The 19257-nt window shown below is 36.3% G+C and carries 13 protein-coding genes, 1 tRNA gene and 1 pseudogene; 5 read left to right on the top strand and 10 right to left on the bottom strand.

Annotated elements, in window-relative coordinates:
* Positions 1-155 precede the first annotated feature (155 nt).
* From QNJ50_RS28630 to QNJ50_RS24540, 3 genes and pseudogenes are all read left to right on the top strand, one after another.
* Positions 156-275: pseudogene (locus QNJ50_RS28630) on the top strand (DUF1822 family protein); the annotation flags it as partial.
* A 12-nt stretch (positions 276-287) separates the two neighbouring features.
* The gene (locus QNJ50_RS24535; RefSeq protein ID WP_300640813.1) at positions 288-539 is read left to right on the top strand and encodes a DUF1822 family protein; all 252 of its coding nucleotides are present in this window, start codon (positions 288-290) and stop codon (positions 537-539) included.
* Between the two features lie 41 nt (positions 540-580).
* Positions 581-2812 (top strand): substrate-binding domain-containing protein, encoded by a 2232-nt coding sequence (locus QNJ50_RS24540; RefSeq protein ID WP_300640815.1) that lies wholly within the window; start codon positions 581-583, stop codon positions 2810-2812.
* A gap of 299 nt (positions 2813-3111) precedes the next feature.
* Here QNJ50_RS24540 and QNJ50_RS24545 read toward each other — a convergent pair whose 3' ends face one another.
* The gene (locus tag QNJ50_RS24545; RefSeq protein WP_300640817.1) at positions 3112-3810 is read right to left on the bottom strand and encodes a response regulator; all 699 of its coding nucleotides are present in this window, start codon (positions 3808-3810) and stop codon (positions 3112-3114) included.
* A 1148-nt stretch (positions 3811-4958) separates the two neighbouring features.
* Here QNJ50_RS24545 and QNJ50_RS24550 point away from each other — a divergent pair.
* Positions 4959-7277 (top strand): NB-ARC domain-containing protein, encoded by a 2319-nt coding sequence (locus QNJ50_RS24550; protein WP_300640819.1) that lies wholly within the window; start codon positions 4959-4961, stop codon positions 7275-7277.
* Between the two features lie 77 nt (positions 7278-7354).
* Here QNJ50_RS24550 and QNJ50_RS24555 read toward each other — a convergent pair whose 3' ends face one another.
* The 3 genes from QNJ50_RS24555 to QNJ50_RS24565 form a co-directional block, all read right to left on the bottom strand.
* Entirely contained in the window at positions 7355-7885 is a 531-nt protein-coding gene (locus tag QNJ50_RS24555; RefSeq protein ID WP_300640821.1) for a glycine-rich domain-containing protein-like, read from the bottom strand.
* 788 nt (positions 7886-8673) lie between these two features.
* On the bottom strand, positions 8674-9723 hold the full coding sequence (locus tag QNJ50_RS24560; protein WP_300640823.1) for an ABC transporter permease: 1050 nt from the start codon (positions 9721-9723) through the stop codon (positions 8674-8676).
* Positions 9724-9800: 77 nt separating this feature from the next.
* A tRNA-Gln gene (locus QNJ50_RS24565) sits at positions 9801-9872 on the bottom strand.
* A gap of 856 nt (positions 9873-10728) precedes the next feature.
* Here QNJ50_RS24565 and QNJ50_RS24570 point away from each other — a divergent pair.
* Positions 10729-12519 carry an SUMF1/EgtB/PvdO family nonheme iron enzyme gene (locus QNJ50_RS24570; protein ID WP_300640825.1) on the top strand — a complete coding sequence of 597 codons (1791 nt, stop codon included), beginning with the start codon at positions 10729-10731 and terminating at the stop codon, positions 12517-12519.
* 103 nt (positions 12520-12622) lie between these two features.
* Here QNJ50_RS24570 and QNJ50_RS24575 read toward each other — a convergent pair whose 3' ends face one another.
* The 6 genes from QNJ50_RS24575 to QNJ50_RS24600 all read right to left on the bottom strand — a co-directional run bounded on the left by QNJ50_RS24575 (position 12623) and on the right by QNJ50_RS24600 (position 18729).
* Positions 12623-14692: a chromosome segregation ATPase gene (locus tag QNJ50_RS24575; protein WP_300640827.1), complete on the bottom strand. Its 2070-nt coding sequence runs from the start codon at positions 14690-14692 to the stop codon at positions 12623-12625.
* 163 nt (positions 14693-14855) lie between these two features.
* On the bottom strand, positions 14856-15764 hold the full coding sequence (gene hslO, locus QNJ50_RS24580) for an Hsp33 family molecular chaperone HslO (protein ID WP_300640829.1): 909 nt from the start codon (positions 15762-15764) through the stop codon (positions 14856-14858).
* A gap of 669 nt (positions 15765-16433) precedes the next feature.
* Positions 16434-17300, bottom strand: a complete 867-nt coding sequence (locus QNJ50_RS24585; RefSeq protein ID WP_300640831.1) for a transporter substrate-binding domain-containing protein — start codon at positions 17298-17300, stop codon at positions 16434-16436.
* A gap of 12 nt (positions 17301-17312) precedes the next feature.
* Complete coding sequence (gene rplT, locus QNJ50_RS24590; protein WP_300640833.1) at positions 17313-17669, bottom strand: 50S ribosomal protein L20; 357 nt, start codon at positions 17667-17669, stop codon at positions 17313-17315.
* Positions 17670-17708: 39 nt separating this feature from the next.
* Positions 17709-17906, bottom strand: a complete 198-nt coding sequence (gene rpmI / locus QNJ50_RS24595; RefSeq protein WP_027846478.1) for a 50S ribosomal protein L35 — start codon at positions 17904-17906, stop codon at positions 17709-17711.
* 598 nt (positions 17907-18504) lie between these two features.
* Positions 18505-18729, bottom strand: coding sequence for a hypothetical protein (locus QNJ50_RS24600; RefSeq protein WP_300640836.1), 225 nt, complete (start codon positions 18727-18729; stop codon positions 18505-18507).
* Positions 18730-19257 lie beyond the last annotated feature (528 nt).

Below are 19257 nucleotides of genomic sequence, written 5' to 3' on the forward strand. Positions count from 1 at the left end.
ACCGATTGCAGTAATGCGGACACTAATTTCTCTGGTGGTTTTTGCGTCATGGGTCATATTCTACGATACATCCCCTACATTTGTTCCTTCTTCTTTTTTCTTCTTACCCCGATTTACTGAGCGGATACTAATATTCTTTATAGAAAAGTAAAAAAGTTTATTTAAATACTATAGCGGTTTATGCCGTACATCGTTATCTTACATGGTTAAATATAAAAACTACACTTACAGGAGAGAATTGGCATAAAAGCTTAAGAGCAATATTTGATGCAACTGATTTAGAGATAGTGCAGTTAACTTCTAATGTTAGTGATGTTTTTGATATTAGAATTAGAATTTATTCTAGTGAAGATAAAACCCATTTGCCTGCAGATTTACACCTGGTAATCCTTGATGAAACCCAAAATCCTTGTATGAAAGTTCTGTCGAGAAACATCGACAATTGGATTCAACTAGAGTTTAGTTGCGAACATGAAGAAAAATTCAGTGTCATGTTGATATTAGGAGACACAACCATTAAAAAAGATTTTGTGGTTTGAACACATAACAGTAACGCATAACAGTAAAGGAGACGGCAATTGTGCTTGTCAAACTTAAACTTAGAGGAAATTCACAACAGGGATGGAATATAGATCTAACAGAAAAACAACTAGAAATTGAAACTGAAGGATTTTTACCACCATTACCTCCAGGATTAGAATCATCTTTAAGCAAATGGCAATCATCTTATCGCCAAATAGATTCGGTACGTTCCTGTATTGCTCCCAAACCTGGTACCCGGATTGTGCCAAAAAGTGTGGCAAGATATTCTAGCTTTGAACATACTGCAGTTGTAAGGAAAGACCTTAACCAATGGCTTAATAGTGGCGACCCGAGGTGGCAACCAATTCGGGACAAATTAATAGAAATTTCACAAAAACTGGAGTCTACCAATGAAGAAATTTTTGTCCTTATTGATGCCAAGGATATTGATTTACAAAGGCTTCCTTGGCAAGAATGGAATATTTTTGAAAAATACTATCCTCAGACGGAAATTGCCCTGAGTCTGGCGAAAAGTTCAGATAAAACAACCATTAAGATTCTGCCAAAAAGCAAAAACATGAGAATTTTAGTTGTTGTGGGTAGAAGCGATGGTATTAATACTCAAGAAGATCTAGAAATAATTCAGGATTTAGAAAATCATGGAGCAAAAGTTGTTTGCTTAATCAAACCTACCCCTAGGTCATTATGTGAAGCTTTATGGGATGAGGAGGGTTACCATATTTTTGTATTCACAGGACATAGTGGAAGTGGAGATAATGGTACTATTGGTTGGATTGAGCTAAATGATAAACATAGCTTAAAGATAGAGCAGTTTAAAGAAGCTTTGCGAGAAGCAATAAATAGAGGTTTACAGTTAGCAATTTTTAATTCTTGTGATGGTTTAGGACTAGCCAATCAACTAGCACAATTAAACTTACCTCATTCCATTGTCATGCGCGAGCCGGTACCAGATCTGGTCGCGGTAGAATTTTTTAAATATTTTTTCAACGAATTTTATAATAATAAATCTATTTTTAATGCAGTCCACACAGCACGCAAACACTTAGAACATTTCCAGTTAGATTATTTTAATGATGATTGTTTCCCTGGTGCAACTTGGCTACCAATAATTTGCGTGTTACCAGATGTAGATACATTAAATTGGCAAGAAATGACTGACGGGAAAAAATTTAATTCAATGATATTCAGGAAAAGCAAAAAAACAAAAAAACGTAAGTATTTAATTACAAACCCGGGTTATTTCTTTTATATGAGCATACTTGCTGCGCTCATAGGTTCAACCCTATTTTATATTTATAAAACTCCTTTTACCATACCTCTTGGAGAAAAGCGGGTAGTAAAAAAGACAAACGAAAAAAGCGATTTTAGTTTTATAAGTCTTCCAAAGGGAACATGGCGTTATGGAGGTAGTACTAGTTGGACTCCAATACGCGAAAGATTTGAGCAGACACTAAAAAGTACACATCCTCACTTCAAATTAAAATATACTACTTCCAGTACGGAACCTCCTGGTTCTGGGACTGGAATAAAAATGCTTTTGAATGGTGAGCTTGATTTTTCTCTATCTTCTCGGAGTCTAAAAGATAAAGAACGTCAAATAGCAAAAGAAAAAGGTTTTAAACTCATACAAATTCCTATTGCTGTTGACGGTATTGCTGTTGCTGTAAACCGCAATCTCAAAATTCCTGGTTTAACTGTTACCCAACTAAGGGATATTTACACCGGTAAAATTCGTAATTGGCGAGAATTGAGTGCTTTGGACTTACCAATAACACCCTATTCTCGTAATATAAAAGAATCAGGAACAGTTGATTTTTTTAAGCATAAAGTCCTTAGAGACCAAAATTTTGGTGATAACGTTAAATTTATTCCCACCACCACACAAGGGTTGAAAAATATAGCAGCTAATCCTGGAGGTATTTATTATGCAACAGCTTCAGAAGTTGTTCCCCAGTGCAATGTCAAGTCTTTGTCGTTGGGACGAAAATCTGACCATTTGATTTCTCCTTATCAAAAGCCCATTGTTCCATTTTCTGAGTGTCCGCAACAACGTAATCGAGTAGATATCAAAGTTTTTCAAAGTCATAGTTATCCGATATCGCGACCATTATATGTGATTACTAAAGTTGATGGAAATTCTGAACTGGATGTAACGGAAAAGCAAAATAAATACGAAGCTGCACAAGCTTATACAAAGTTATTTAATACAAATCAAGGACATACCTTAATTGAAGAAGCTGGATTTATTCCTATGAACCTGAAGAAATAAGTAATCTTTAATTAAATATGATGATTCACCTATGTGAGGGGGTATTATTAAATCTCTTGCCTAGGTGAATTCCTTTTAATTTGAGTTTGTTAAATTATTCTGACTTTAATTACTCCCAGTTCGCCCATTTAAAATCGAGTTAGAGAAATTGAGAAATTAAGAGAATGGGTGAAAAAGTAGCAAAAAGTGAAGTAATCATCTAGACGTTGCTCCTAAACTAGGAGTACGCCTCATACCTAATTTGTTTATAGAATCGATTATAAGGCTCAATCGTAAATGATAATTTGATGGCTAGAAAATTAATCAATCAAACCTGCTTCTCTTGCTCTGATCTGGGTTATGACTCGCAAATTTTTACCTTGATTTTTTAATTCTTCGCAATCTATATTCAAAGCTTCTTGTACTCTATCCCAGTAATGGCGAACCATGCGTTCCGATACGCACATATGTTTAGCAATTACTTTATCTTTAAATCCTTCTCGAAATGCGAGGTTTACCAGTTTAAGCCATTCTGGTTTGAGTTCTAAATTAGAATCAAGACATTTAATATCTTTAATATCTTTAATATAAGTTAATTGTTCTAAAGCCCAACTTACTCTAGTGATTAATTCCTCACTTGCAAGGGTTTTATCTGCAACAGTAAAACCTCCTATGTGAGAATAAATTTTTTGTTTAATGCGCACCAGCGATTTAATCTGTTCGCTGTGGATAACTATATTAAGTTTGGGATAATTATCGAGTAGATGAGTAAGAAAATTGATTCCTGTACTAGTCTGAGGAATTTCTCCAGGACTGTTTGGAAGCAAAATATCCATGACCACAAGGTCTATTTTTAATTTTGGAAATTTGTTGAGGATATCTTCAATACTTTGTGCAGTAAAAATCTTAGCATCTGGATAACAGGAGATTAGTAAATCTCTGGTTCTAATCAAAGATAATTCATGACCATCAACTAATAAAACGACAGGTGATGCTTTATCATTTAGATGTTTTTTCATGCTACATTTTCACTCAAAAAATCTTTAGTGGAACAAAATGAGAGACGGACTGGTGTTTAGTATTTTCCTGCAAGCATCTCTGCATAATTTGCTTATTGGCTAAAATCTATGACGAGCATTTATACTCTCATCTTAAGTATTGATTCTACTTTTGCCTTAGCCCCAAAATATAATTTATTTCAGAATACCTCATAAATAACATAAAAAAAGACTCATAAATCCTCTGTTAGTTCCCAACGATAAGATAATAAGCAGGAAATATATTTTAATTTTATACTTTTAATTACGTGTTATCCTTCTTAATCAGTAAGTATATACGTGTTTGTGAAGAGTATAAGATAAAAAAAGGCACTAGTGAACTAATAATTTTGCAAAAATTAAATACTCTAAGAGAATCAAAAAAATAATTTTGCAAATGTAAGGGATTTATACTTACTTTAACTTTTGCTCAACCTTTAATTTGGCATTATTCTGTACAAAATTAAAGAGAAATTAACTCTTGGAAAATAAATATATTTTTTCAGAATTTGTAATAATTCATTGCAGAATCAAACCTGGAATTGAAGATAGAAAAATTCAGAGTAACTTTCCAAGATTTATTTGCATCATCTATGAAGTAAGTTCCTAAAATCTAATAATGCTTAATTATGACAAAGTATTTTGGCGTGAAATTCGTATCAAGTTTCATTGTTTTAATTGGATTGAACACAAATCAAATTTTCAAGTTGAATGCGGTTGAATTAGGATATCGATATTACCTCTATCTGCCGGAAAATTAGGAATTTTTCATGTTTAATAATCAACGGTAGTCTCATATGGGAAATACCTGAGTAAGGGTAGCACTAAACTTGAAAAAGCTTTGCGTACTATATTTTTAATTTTATTTTCTATTTTGGTTAGGCTAATTCGGAGTATAAACGAGGTTAGTATATTTTCTGAGTGATAAATTTAATAAGTTTATTGTTTGTTGGTATAAGTCTTGTTTATTCTTAAATTAACAGCTATGTTATTCCGTAATCTTGCAAAATTAAGTACCTAAAATGACTCATTAATGAAGAATAAACATACTTGTCCTCTTATACCCTCTGATAATATTCAGAAAATTTTAGTAAACTGGAAAATAACCAATCAAAATAATTTTGTGACTAATGTTGCCACATGATTTTCTGACTGAGATCGCCCACCAGCATGAATTATCTCCAGAGCAAGAGGCTGTTTTTCTATTACGTTTAGGGAAAGGTCAAAGTTATGAAGAGATTGCTGCAGAACTAAGTACTTCTGCTGATGCTTGCTTAAAGCGAATGGGACAAGTTTACAAAAAACTAAATATTAGTGGGAGTAGTCGGGGTAAGGAAAATCGCCTCAGAATCTTTTTGAATAATAAATTAAGACAGTTAGAGTATCCTCAGAAAAACCTTGAAAAAGCTACGGCGAAAAAGAATATTGCTAATTTCTCACAAACTGAAGGAGAGTATACTTTTACTCCAAAGCCCGAAGAATTTCGTATTTTTCAAAACTTACCTGCAAGAGAATACACAGCTTTTGTTGGTCGCGAACGAGAAATTATCAGGTTGATGGAACTACTAAGTCCTCAACATTCTGCTCATTTAATTAGCGTTGATGGTATTGGTGGGGTAGGTAAAACAACTTTAGCAGTAGAAGTTGCTTATCGCTGCTTTGAAACCAGCTTAAATCAAGGTTTTATCTCAGATATCCCAACTTTTGAAGCAATAATTTTTACATCTGCAAAACAAAATCACTTAACTTCTATTGGTCTTTTACCAAGATTGACTCAGGAGCGTACCCTCAGAGAAATATGTCGAGAAATTGCTCGTACTTTAGATATTTCAGAAATTAGTAATTTACCTCTCCAAGAACAAATAGAGATAACTCGACAAAAATTATCTCAACTCAGGACTTTACTAATTGTTGATAATTTAGAAACCATTGAGGATAAGCAGGAAGTACTCTCCTTGCTTTATGATTTACCACCGACAGTCAAGGTGATTATTACCACCCGCGAGCAAGCTTTATTTGTACCTATTCGCCTAGGTTGTCTACCCCGAGAACATGGTTTACGCCTGATTCAACATGAAGCCAAAGAAAAAAGCGTAACGATAAATCCGACGGAATCTCAAGAATTATTTGATGGAGTCAGTGGTATTCCAGCAGCTATTATTTACGCTATCGGTCAGATTGCCGCAGGTTACATCCTTGAAGATGTTTTACCACAAATCAAAGATCCACAAGGAGATGTAGCTCGTTTTTGTTTTTCAGGCTCGGTAAATTCTTTGAAGAATCAGCCTCCTCATTATTTACTTATGACTCTATCGCTGTTCGTACAACCTGTAACTAGAGAGACAGCTGCTGGCGTAGCTTTTGAAAATTCAGATCCGATTATTACAAATCGAGGTCTGGCAAAATTACAGCAACTTTCTTTAGCTTATCAGCAGGAAGGGCGTTATGGTTTACTTAATCTTACCCGTGAGTACGCTTTAGCAGAATTAACTACCCACCGTGAATTTGCTCAAAAATTACGACAGCGATGGGTAAATTGGTACGTTAAATTTTCAGAGGCTTATGGAACTTCTAACTGGAAAGAATGGCATGTTGACTATGGTTATCTAGAAACTGAATGGGAAAATCTTCGGTGTGTGTTGGAGTGGTGTATGTTCCAAGGTCGCTATGCTGATTTCCTTGCAATTTGGCAACATATTAAAGGTTACGTTCATATTCGCGGTTATTGGGATGAACGTTTGGACTGGGCTGCTTGGTTAATTGAAGCAGCAAAACAAGCTGGTGATTGGTCTACAGCTGTGGAAGCAATATGCGATCGCGCATCTACTTTAATCAGAATTCGCCAAAAAAGTCAGTTAAAAGAAGGAGAAAAGCTTCTCCAAGAAGCTTGGCATCTACGTCATCATAAAACAATTAAGTTTCAATTAGATTTAGCTGCAAATATGGCAATTCTATATATTCAAGAGGGAAAATTGCAGCAAGCAAAAGAATGGTTAACCATAGAACAAGAATTATTACAGCAAGCTTCCTTATCGGATGTAGAATCTCAAGAACAACAAGTTCATATTCTTTATTACCAAGGACGAATATCTTATCAAAGTGGTGATTATGAAGAAAGTAAAATTATTTTCCAACAAGCATTGGAACAAGCTAAAAAAGTTGGATGGCAAAGAGCTACTGCAGCGATGCACAATTGGTTAGCAGATATTGCAGTAATATTAGGTAACCTCAAGGAAGCAAGGGAACTACTAGAATTGAGCTTACCAATGGCACAAAGACATAAAGATAAACGTAGCATTGCTTTTCATAAAGCAACATTTGCTAAATTAGAAAAACTAACAGGTAATTTAACCCAAGCGAAACGATTAGCGAAAGAGGCTGCTGAAGGTTTTGAAAGCCTTAAAATGGTTACAGAAGCAAAAGAAATGCAGTCTTTATTTTCTAATTAAAGCCTAAAGATTAGGAGCTAAAATAAAAAAGTATTTATGCTTTAAGGTTATATTTTAAAGCATATGAGAATATAAAACTATGAAAGTATTTGGAAATTTTCGTAACTAGATGCATCATCAGAAAATGAATATTTTGGTAAGTTAACACATGCCCCTATCTGCAGTGAAGCTTCGGAAGATATGGGTAAATCCACACAAGGTGCAGCCTCAAAATTAGTTTCCCCAAAAATATCCTCTGCAAATATTTCCATAAATAGATGTTTAGTTGTTATAAAAGCTCTTCTTACTTTTTGGCTTTCTACGATATCCTTTTTACTATCAGTCCAACGATGATGTAATAGGTATCCAAATAGATAATGACAGTCCTGAATATATTGGTATGTATTCACTAAAATATGTTCGTGCCACACTGCATCAATTTCTTTACTAGGAACTAACTCAAAATTGGGATAAAGATATTGAAGAGTTAAGAATTTTTTGTACCGCTTGATCGCTAATTGGGTTTTTTCTATATTCCACCCATAACCATATTCCGATGACATGAGTTTATCTGCGACTAATTGCAAATCTATTTTTTCTAGCTTATCTGCAAAAGTAGAAATATTCATTTGGTAATCCTAGGGAATAAATTTAATGTAATTGTGAAATATAAATAATCAGATGATTTCCTACCGAAAATTGCACTAACATTGTTATGAATAATTTGTGTTAGCGTGAATTTACTATTTAGTTATTCTGAGATGTAGATTAATTTAGTAAATTAATTTATTTATACCAGTTTATCTATATAGGTATCTATAGATTATTTTCTGTGATTGATATATACTGGAAAATAGATTCTTGGGAAACTATGATTCTTGGGAATATGATTTTTGGGAATGTGATTTTTGGGAATGTGATATTTTGAATTTCGCATATTTTTTTATTATCAAAATATCATTTACCGATAAAAATATATGAAAACATATCTGAATTAATACGTAGTAAAAATCATCTATTGATAGTTTATATATACACGAGAATAAATTAGGATTTCGGAATAATGAAAAGAACAATTTTTATTGATATTTTTGCTTAGTTTAGATATTGAATTTAGTTTGGATAGATGAAAATATTTGGTTCTTAATTCATAGCATTGGTAGGATAATAAATATATATCAATATGAATGTGAGCTTTTAATATAAGCCTTGAAAATAAGCCTTGGGAATAATACCAATTCAATAAATCATTGCAACAGATTCTCCGGTAGAGACGTACCAGAGGCTAACGCCGACGCCGCAGGCTCTGGGTACGTCTCTACAAAATCTATCTGTCTCATTATTTTTCCAAATTGGTATAAGTTCTGAAAATAATATTTGAAAACAAACTTTAAGAATCAGCCTTAAAAAATAAATTTTACGTTTGCGGCTTGGAGAACTTTACCCAACTCTCAATTGCTAAAGCGATCGCAATAAATAAAACCATCAAACCTTGGATTGCATAAACAATAGTGACAGGTACACCAGCAACACTTTGCATAGCCCGCGCACCACTTTGTAAAGCACCGAAGAACAAGGAAATCAAAACTACAGCGATCGTACTACCACGACTAAGAAAAGCTATTGCGATCGCGTCAAAACCAAAACCGGGAGAAACCTGTTCAAATAAACGATATTTTAACCCCATAACCTCTGAAGCTCCAGCTAAACCAGCTAAACCACCGGCGAAAACCATGACCAAAATCATAGTGCGCTTTACAGGAATTCTTGCATAGCGAGATGCGATGGGATTAAATCCAACTGCCATAATTTGATAACCCAACGGTGTAAGCTCTAATAACACCCACATTATTATTGCGGCAATTAATGCTAACAAAATACCAATATGAACAAAACCTCCAGAAAAAATTACCGGTAAGCGTGCAGAATCTGCAATTAAAGGAGAATATGGGCTGGGTGCGTTAACTTCTTTGAGTGGATTTTGCACCAAATAACTAATTAAATTTACTGCAATATAATTTAGCAATAATGTAGCAATAACTTCATTTACACCTCGTATCGCTTTAAGGTAACCAGGGATTAAACCCCAAATTCCACCAAAAATAAAACCGGCGAAAAGCGCTAATGGAATGTGAATAAAAGCGGGTAAGCCGGAAATATATAGTCCAACTAAAGTGCTTCCTAACGCACCTAAATAGATTTGTCCTTCTCCACCTATGTTAAATAAACCTCCCCGTAAAGCGATCATGACTCCCAAGCTAGTAAATAGCAATGGTGTCATTTTTTTTAAAGTGTCACCAAACCCGAAGAAAGTAAAAAGAGATTGGTGAATTAGTTCAGTATACGCAGCTATTGGGCTAGCACCAGCGATCAAAATTAAGATCCCACCTATAAACAATGCCAACGCGATCGCTATTAAAGGTGAGAAAATCTTTAATAAAACCTGAGTACGATTATTTTCATTCATAAAAACAATAAGTATCTTAGTGGAAATATAAATTATCCAATAAGATACTTATTCATAAATGTAATTTTCTCTAAAAACTGGGGTGCTAGGATTCGAACCTAGGAATGCCGGGACCAAAACCCGGTGCCTTACCGCTTGGCGACACCCCAATGCTATTTCCTGTATAAACATATCAGCTACTTTCAGAAACTGTCAAGGGTTTTTGGAGGAAATTATATTTTTTTGAGGATTATTTTTATTTGGAAGCGAAAAATTAGCAAAAGAGAGAGGCGCTTGGATTAAGTTTTATGAACTTATGTGAAACATTTACCAATCCAAGACTGGATTTTCCTCAACTTTTCCGGATTTTTCTGTAAAGGATAAGCCTTACACTGAATCTAAAAGAACCTTCTTTCTGTTTTAAAAGTCAACCCGCATTCCCAATCCAGTTTGTATGATCGAAGCTGTATTTCATAGGGTTGGCTTTCTTTATTTCTCTGAGCGAACAGTTTCGGGAAGGTGGTAGTTTTTGGAGCATTGGATATAGAACTACGCAAATAGCTTACTCCTATCTCGGTAGAAGGTTAATTAACGGTTAACTAATTGGGCGATAGAGAAGAAGTGTAGGAATGTGCCAAGAGGAAGAGACAATTGCTGCAGATATACCTTCAGAAATAAATTTATTGACCTACATCAATGTAGAATATTACGTCAATACAAAAAACAATTAAAAAGTATTTATTGAAAAGTATTGATAGCTAACGCCACAGTTTTTCAATTATTTTTGCCTGTGAATATAAACTCCAAAAAACAACCAATTTATGGGTAATATAACTAGCAGAGGAAAAACTACTTAAAGTAAGAGAATAGACAATAAAAATTTGACGGCAAACTAAATAAGTAATTCGTATATCCGAAGTGAAATAATTTTTTGGATTTGGCTCTATTGGGTTAAAGCTAACTCCAAGGGATGATACAACTATTTTTTATAATCTAGATAAATAAAATTTAATTAGAGAATTTAAAATGGCAAACAAGGCGCTATTGATTGGAGTTAGCGAGTATAAACATGGTTTAGAGCAGCTACCAAGCACAGTAGATAATGTTGATATAGTACGACGAGTGTTATTAAGCTCGGAAGCTGGTCGTTTTGCAGAAGAAGATATCAAAGTATTGACAAATCCAAATCTACAAATGATGGAGGAAGAGATTGAAAACCTATTTCTTTACCCTCAAAGTGGTGATTTGATTTTCTTCTTTTACTCCGGTCATTGTATTCAAGATAGTGGAGGTAAACTTTACCTTTCAAGTAGTACAACGCGTAGAAGTTACACTGGGGATTTGATTCGCTCCTCTGCATTAGCTGCCGGAATATTACATGAAAGCATGAACCGCAGTTCTTCCAAACGACAAATCGTCATCCTTGACAGTCACTTTACGGATATTCATGGGGAAAGTTCAGAAAGCAACAATGTTGTTAATGCAACCATGCAACAGTCAGTTACTGTAAGGGGAGCAGCAGTTGTTACTGATAACCTTCCCCAACCATATTTATTTGCCCCAGATGTTTCAGAGCTATTAATTTATCACCGCTATTTAGTAGAAGGTATTGAAAAAATTATTGTCGATAAAAATGAAGATGCTTACTTTTATATTGATGATTTGCATGAATATGTTATTAAAAAACTTCAGGAAAACTCCCCAAGCATAACCCCGAAGTTTTCTCCGATTGAGCTTGGAAATCATAAGATTCTACAAGCGAAATTGCCTGCTGATTTTGGTAAGTCAAAAGACAAACAAGAGTTTTACCCTGTGAAGCAACAGTTAGTTTCTACAGAGGAAATCGGAGAGAGGGAACTATCATCAAAAGAATTATCTCCAGCATCTTTGGTCGAAAAACTTTCAGCAAAAATTAAGACTCAGTCGTTTGAGTTTGAGTTTGCAACCATAGCCTATGTTAGATCGCGCTTTTTAGGAATGGGGAAAACCTGCGAGCTTTATAAGAAAAAAGGAACAGCCGAATTTTTTACTTTAGATTTAGGCAAGGGTGTAATAAAGGAGATGGTAGCAATTCCCGGCGGTCAATTTATGATGGGTTCGCCAGCATGGGAGTTAGAAAGATTAGAGAATGAAGGACCACTACAAACTGTCATGGTGGAATCATTTTTTATGGGTAAGTTTACTGTAACCCAAGCTCAATGGGCACGTGTTGCTAGTTTCCCCAAACTTAAAATTGACTTAGATCCAGATCCATCATATTTTAAGGGTCTGGCTCGACCCGTTGAAAAGGTATCCTGGAACGATGTGCAGGAGTTTTGTGCCAGATTAAGTATTCACACTGAGATGAATATGCGCTTACCTACGGAAGCTGAATGGGAATATGCTTGTAGAGCCAGAACAACGACTCCATTTTATTTTGGTGAAACAATCTCGATGAACTTGGCAAATTATCGAGGAACGGATTGGGCTGATGAGGATATAGAGTATAAAGGTAGTTATGCCGGAGGTCCCAAAGGTAAATATCGCCAGCAAACAACAGATGTTGGTATTTTTCCTGCAAATCCCTTTGGTTTATATGATATGCACGGTAATGTATGGGAGTGGTGTCAAGATGACTGGCGCGAAAACTATGATATTACCCTCCCAGACAGCACAGCTAATATAGAATTTAGCGAAACTAGAAGGAAAGTACTGCGTGGTGGTTCGTGGCACAGTTTTCCTGATTCCTGTCGTTCTGCTAGTCGCTTAAGGGGTATACCAGACAGTAATCCTTATCACATCGGCTTGCGAGTAGTTTGTGATGGTTTTGCAGAATGAGCAGTTATCAGTTTATGGCTAACGCCACGCCCTTAAGGGCTACAGTTAATGGGCAATACTTACAGTACGCTTACGCTAGGTATTGCAAATTACGAATTACGAACTACTCCTGCTGTTCTTGTTCTCCAGATGGTAATGTAGGTACTTCTTGAACCGCAGGTTGGGTCACTTCTGGTTCGGGATTGAGTAATCTTTCCCATCTACGAATTTGGTCTCTAGCAGAATAATAAGCGGCAGTTCCTCGCGGTACCAATCTAGCAGTTTCAATGGCTCGAACAATATCAGAATTTCCTTGAAAGCGAGCAATATCTAATATTTGCCGACTCCATTGTTCGATCGCTGGATTAGCATCAGTGCGGAGGAAACTTGTTCTCGGTATTCTTCGTGCAATTCGAATGGCTTGTGATAAGGAATTTGCTGTTCCTCTCTGTGCAATAGCCTTTGCTTGTTGCCAATTATCTCTGGCTTGAATTTCTCTTCGCCAACCTACGATATATCTTTGAGCTTCTCCATGTAGCGCCCTTCCCCGACCAATTTGTTGGGCAATGTTAATTGCTTCTGTTAAGTTACCATTGCGTGCAACAGCCCTTGCTCGATCTAAGTAAGGTTGGTCTTGAATGCGCTGAACCTTCGCTCGCCATTTACGAACTTTGCGACGCGCTTCTGGATACAAAGCACGACCTCGTCGAATTTGACTTGCTTCAGCGATCGCAGCTTCTAAGGAGTTAATATCCTGTAGAATTGCTAGTTGATCTGCTCGATCTAAATATGGTCTATCCTCAATTGTTTGTACCCGCGCACGCCAATTATTTATCTCCCGTCTAGCTTCTCGAGAGCGGGGATTGCTTGCAGGTATTAATTGAGCTTCTGCGATCGCAGCATTTAGATCGACTAATGTACCTTGTAGTGCCAAAGTCCGCGCCTTTTCTAAGCGCCCAACATCCTCAATTTCCAATTGCCAGCGAGAAATTAATCGCTGAGCTTCCTGATAATTACTTCTAGAACTATCAATTTGTTGGGCTTGAGAAATTGCTAATTCCAAACCGGATACGCTTCCAGTCCAAGCACTTCTTTGAGCATCAGCCAAAGCAATAAAGTCTTCAACTTCTGTCTGCAGATCTGGAATTTCAGGAATTTTTTGAGCAATGTATATTGCTTCATCAGCATCTTTTTGCTCAATTTTTGCCTTAGCAAGTTCTAACATCCGGCGTCCAAATTTTGGTATTGCTTCTTGCGCCTTCTGATAGATATAGCTATCTTTCTCAATCGCTTGTGCGGTCTCAATTGCTTGAAGAATTTTATCTATACTTTTACCCTTAACCGCATCTTCAGCTTGTGCTAACTTAGTTCCATCTTCCCGTGATTTTGTTATGATGTTATTTAATTCATCATACTTAATAGTCGTCCAATACCGATTATTCAAGCGTAACAGTTTAGCAGCGCTCATAAATGCCTGTTGCCAGCGTGCTTCCCGCAGATGATCTTCCGTATTTTTGTAGATGTCATTTGCATCTGACCAAGTGGAACGCCAATCGGCTATTTTATTTTCTACCAATTTATACGCAGGCATATCATCCGGTATTCTGCGAGCAGTTGCAATCGCCTGTTCTATTTTCCCTTCTTGAAAGCTTTCGTCTGCTAATTCCAAAATCTCCTGGGACCATAATTTTAAGCTTGTTTCAATTTCTGACCTCAGGGGGTGATTTTGAGGTAAATGTTTAACCAAGGAAATTGCTTGTAGCAGATCGTTAACTGTATTCTTAGAAGCTGCTATTTGAGCACAATGTATCCGTACAGAAGCACTGGCGAGAGGCCAAAAAATTGACGGACAGTTGGGAGCAGAAGGCAACTTCAAAAGCATCGACATTGCCATGAAAGCAATTGTACCAGGGACAAAAGTGAGCAAAACTGCCCACAAAACCCAACTTTTTAAGAAACCTGGTATTTTCGTAACTTTACTTTTATGTTTTGAAGCTGCGGAAATATCTTTCGATACAGCTTTTTCCAGACTATTCTGTTTTTGTTGTTGTGCTGATTGTGAGGTTGAACCAGTAGTAGGTATACCAGAACCGTAAACCTGACCGGATTGGTTAACCTGGGACAATCCATCTATTCCCTGTGATTCTCCTGCTCGGGCTGGCGGCCAATTTTCTGGAATTTCCCGCTCTGTCATTTTCCCACACCAAAATAATTATTTAACGGTTTTATCTTTTAAAATCTAATTTTTGTTGTTGCCATAGTAACTTTCTCTAGATAGAAAAAGCTACCTTAAATTTTAAAGCTTGTATTTCCACAGATACCATTAACAAAGGGAAATCACAGTTCCCTTTTATACTTTATCCTTGGGAAGCCGAGGATTCTGCCTGTAAATCTACAATTAACTGTGATAAATGCTCCTTATTTGCCTGGTAAACTGTACCACAAAAATCGCAGGTTGCTTCTGCACCATCATCTTTAATAATCATATCTTGAAGTTCAGCTTCTCCTAACATTTTTAATGCTCCTAAAACTCTCTCAAAAGAGCATTTACAGTTGAAACGCAATATTTGGGTATCGGGGAAAATTTGTAATCCCATATCTCCCAACAAATCGTGAAAAATTTCCACTAAATTTTTGCCAGATTGTAATAAAGGTGTGAATCCAGATAGTCCAGCAACGCGGGATTCCAACTTGGTAACAAGGGCTTCATCTCTTGCAGCTTTTGGTAATACTTGGATTAAAAGACCACCTGCGGCGGTTACTCCAGTAGAATCAACAAAAACTCCCACCACTAAAGCTGAAGGGGTTTGTTCGGAATTTAAAAGATAATGAGCAACATCATCACCAATTTCCCCAGATACTAATTCAACGGTGCTCGAATAAGGATATCCATAGCCAACATCACGAACTACGTAGAGATAGCCATCACCTACAGCACGACCAACATCTAACTTACCAATATTATTTAGGGGCAATTCGATAGATGGATTCTCCACAAATCCACGTACGGTTCCATCCAAACCGGCATCAACAAGTATACCGCCCAGTGGACCATCACCTTTAACTCTTACATTGACCCTTGATTCTTGACGTTTCATGTTGGAAGCCATTAATAAGCCTGAAGTCATTGTCCTACCCAATGCGGCTGTTGCCACATACGACAATTTATGACGTACTCTTGCTTCTTCACTTAAGCGTGTTGTAATCGCCCCAACGACCCTAATACCATCATCTGCTGCTGTTGCACGAATTAAGTGATCCGCCATGTGACAAATAACCTTACATTTCTTAACAAGTTCAATATACCTATTTTAAATTCTCATTCACAATAATTTGGGATTGGGGTGAGCCCGCGCCTAACGGCGTTAGCATAGCGTGGCGTTAGCCATATGGGGATTGGGGATTGGCGACTGGCGACTGGCGACTGGAGACTGGGGATTAGGTATTGGGTTTAAATTCTGGCAGTTATTTCTCAAGTTTTGATGATGATATTATTCGAATAGTATTTCAGTATAACAAATCAATTTATTTGCTGTGTCTTTGCGCCAACCTGTGGGTGTTGAAAATCATATACTAAAACTAAGGACTGAATTGATAGCTCTGTCTGGCTTTGAGGGATTTTTGCTCGTTATGAGGTTGGCGCAAATCCTGAAATCCTTTACTTGTAATAGTTTGAGCCATTTTTGGAAGTTATGTTATTGACAAGTCTTTGGCTGAAACAATATTTTAGACGAGGTTGGCGCAAATGTACCTCGAAAACTAAATATAGTAGGGCTTCTACAGAGAACTGTTGAATGTTGAAACACCATAAAATCCCTATCAGGAATTGAAACAATTATTTTATCTGACTGAGCAATTTCGAGTATTTGTTGAAACACTATAAAATCCCTATCAGGGATTGAAACAATTATTTAAAACAGCTTAATAACAGAAAATTATTCTTGATTCCAACTCCTGAATTTCGCCCCTGCAAACTTGGATTCAGGTAAATCCCAAAACTCAACACGCTTTTGTAACCAACCTTCTTTCAAATAATCAGTAATAGCTTGATTTACTTTGTTGCGCAATTCAGCATATTGCAAACCTTTCGGCATCACAACAGATAATGGTTCTGTGGAAATTCTGGTTTCAAGAATTTGATAACTTGGATCTTCCTTGACCCACCCCGCAAGGATGCTAGAATCTGCTGCAAACGCAACAGCTTGATTTTTATCCAAAATCTCTTTAGCTTCCGAGTATGAACTTACTCCGACTAATTTAGCCTCAGGTAAATAGTAACGCACCGGAGCAATGGTACTGGATTTCTCAAGTACAGCAATTTTCTGTTTTTGTAAATCTGTTAATTTTTGAATTGAAGCGTTTTTTGTAATTAATACTGTACCGTCAAAATAGTAAGGGAAACTAAAACTTACTATTCGCGATCGCGACTCAGTAGCTGTAACTCTAGCAATAGCAAGATCGAATTTATTATCCACAACTACTGAAAGACGCTCTCGATTCCCTACCGGTTGAAGCTTTATTGAATCGGGTTGATTGAGTAAGTCTGATCCTAAACGCCTAGCTAAATCAATTTCCAGTCCCTGGAGTTCGCCCTTTGAATCTTTAAATCCCAACAGAGGTAAATTGTCTTTGACAGCAATTGTAATATAACCTCGTTCTTGAATTTTTTTAAACTCGGCAGCAGATGCTACAAGTCCATTATCTGCAAATACAAAGAAAAAGGTTAACAAACAAATTATCGCCGTCACTAGTAGCAGATGTAACGGATTAAACCTTTTTAAATTGTAAAATCCGTTATTCATCCGTTACTCCTTTTATGCTTTAGCTTGACCGGCTATTTCAGCAATTTTACCGAAACCTTCCGGGTCTAAAACTGCCATCTGAGCCAACATTTTACGGTTAATTTGAACGTTAGCTTTCTTCAGACTGCCCATAAACTGACTGTAGCTCATACCATGTTGGCGAACAGCAGCGTTAATTCGGGTAATCCACAGACGACGGAAATCACGCTTACGCTTCTTACGATCGCGATAAGCATAGCGTAACGCCTTCATTACCTGTTGGTTCGCAGTTCTAAATAAAGTTGAATGGGAACCGCGAAAACCTTTAGCTAACTTGAGAATCTTTTTGCGGCGTTTGCGAGCAACATTACCGCGCTTTACTCTTGTCATAATTCAATCCTTTTTTTATTTAATACTTCCTTATGAGACTTACAAATATGGAAGCATACCACGAACGTTATCAGCATCGCGCTCATTTACGATCACTGTTTTTGATAGCTTGCGTTTTTTACCAGTAGTTTTCTTTTCCAGAAGGTGATTCTTGAAAGCTTTACGGCGGACAATTTTACCGCTACCAGTAACGCGGAACCTTTTTGCTGCTGCTTTGCGACTCTTGAGTTTGGGCATTATTTTGTTTTATGTCAACACGATCCATCATTATAAAACAAGAAAATGGAAACAATGCTAACCAAGGATGAATTACTGGTGCAATTGGATGTGATTCAACTCCAAATTGATTGGATTCTACTTCCAAGCAACGCGATCCGATTCCCAACTGAAACATATTAATAGATGCATCCTGTAGGTGAAATGGTTGTGTAATTCGGCAGTATTTACTACTAAAACTCTGTACAAGCAAGTTTGCTTGAGCTTTTACAGGCTTAAGCTTTTACAGTATGAACTGCTCGGACTAATTCTTTAGTTCAGGATCGCGGGGGAATCGATTCTAAATCTATAAAACTTAAAAATAACAAGGAGGTATTTTATCCTTTTTATCTTGGAAAATCTTATTAGATACTTCCAAAAAATAATTTATGGATAAAAACTTTAGGATGATAATTATATACTTAATAATTATTTAGTGCTTGCAAAAAAATAAAATTCTTCCCTTTCAACGGGAAGATTAAATCATGGAGATTTAAACATGAAGCTATAAAGCATTTGTTAACCATCACAGGTATAAATTTTGTAAATATACGTTAAGAAGTAAAATCTACAAGTTGACCTACGAATTATCGACGCGTTCTTGATACAGACTTTGAACTAAATTTTCCAATTGTGCTTCTGGACAACAATCAATTAAAGCTTCAAAAGCATCGAATAATTTTGCCGCACCATCACCTAACAATGGACTTAGTCCCCAAACATCCTGCACCCAGTCTTGAGGTAGTGTGTCTTCAAAAATCATTCGTTCTAGAAGTTGCTTTGCTTCTTCCTTGGAAATGGACATAGGATTTACGTGCAATTTGAGGGATAAATACTCGAAAACTAAGAATAAACCGGAATTTGAAAAAATTGAAATTTTAATTATCCCATTAAATTGTTAAGAACTGAAAATCAGTAATTAATTATTACTTGTTGTTAACTGAAGTTATTTGTTACGGGTAAAACTTTTCTGATTCCTCCAACCCCTCCTAAATTTACCTGGTTGGGAAATTTGAATTATTTTCCGAATGAGACTAAGAGGTCAAAGTTAAACAAATTGAGAACTAGCTGCTCGATAACTAGCAGTGCTTTTAATTTATCTTGAGACTTGAAATCTGAGATTTGATATTTCACATTTATAAATGAGTTTCTGCTCTAACTCCAAGGAAACATAAGCACCAAGAATACTCCTCCTAGAAAGATATGCTTAATGCTGAATAATTCCAGCTTCAAGAAGCTGAACTACTAGCAAATAAAGGCTGGTAACCGTGAATATTTCTTCGAAGGATGTCACATCTACGCATGAATAAAAGCCTAATACACTAATATTTTT

It is taken from the genome of Mastigocoleus sp. MO_188.B34 (genome assembly GCF_030065675.1).
Lineage (GTDB): Bacteria > Cyanobacteriota > Cyanobacteriia > Cyanobacteriales > Nostocaceae > Mastigocoleus.

Coding starts and splice junctions, on each gene's coding strand:
- QNJ50_RS24600 (WP_300640836.1), bottom strand. CDS start 18,729: ATGTCCATTTCCAAGGAAGAAGCAAAGCAACTTCTAGAACGAATGATT.
- QNJ50_RS24560 (WP_300640823.1), bottom strand. CDS start 9,723: ATGAATGAAAATAATCGTACTCAGGTTTTATTAAAGATTTTCTCACCT.
- QNJ50_RS24585 (WP_300640831.1), bottom strand. CDS start 17,300: ATGAATAACGGATTTTACAATTTAAAAAGGTTTAATCCGTTACATCTG.
- rplT (WP_300640833.1), bottom strand. CDS start 17,669: ATGACAAGAGTAAAGCGCGGTAATGTTGCTCGCAAACGCCGCAAAAAG.
- QNJ50_RS24575 (WP_300640827.1), bottom strand. CDS start 14,692: ATGACAGAGCGGGAAATTCCAGAAAATTGGCCGCCAGCCCGAGCAGGA.
- QNJ50_RS24550 (WP_300640819.1), top strand. CDS start 4,959: ATGTTGCCACATGATTTTCTGACTGAGATCGCCCACCAGCATGAATTA.
- rpmI (WP_027846478.1), bottom strand. CDS start 17,906: ATGCCCAAACTCAAGAGTCGCAAAGCAGCAGCAAAAAGGTTCCGCGTT.
- QNJ50_RS24570 (WP_300640825.1), top strand. CDS start 10,729: ATGGCAAACAAGGCGCTATTGATTGGAGTTAGCGAGTATAAACATGGT.
- hslO (WP_300640829.1), bottom strand. CDS start 15,764: ATGGCGGATCACTTAATTCGTGCAACAGCAGCAGATGATGGTATTAGG.
- QNJ50_RS24545 (WP_300640817.1), bottom strand. CDS start 3,810: ATGAAAAAACATCTAAATGATAAAGCATCACCTGTCGTTTTATTAGTT.
- QNJ50_RS24555 (WP_300640821.1), bottom strand. CDS start 7,885: ATGAATATTTCTACTTTTGCAGATAAGCTAGAAAAAATAGATTTGCAA.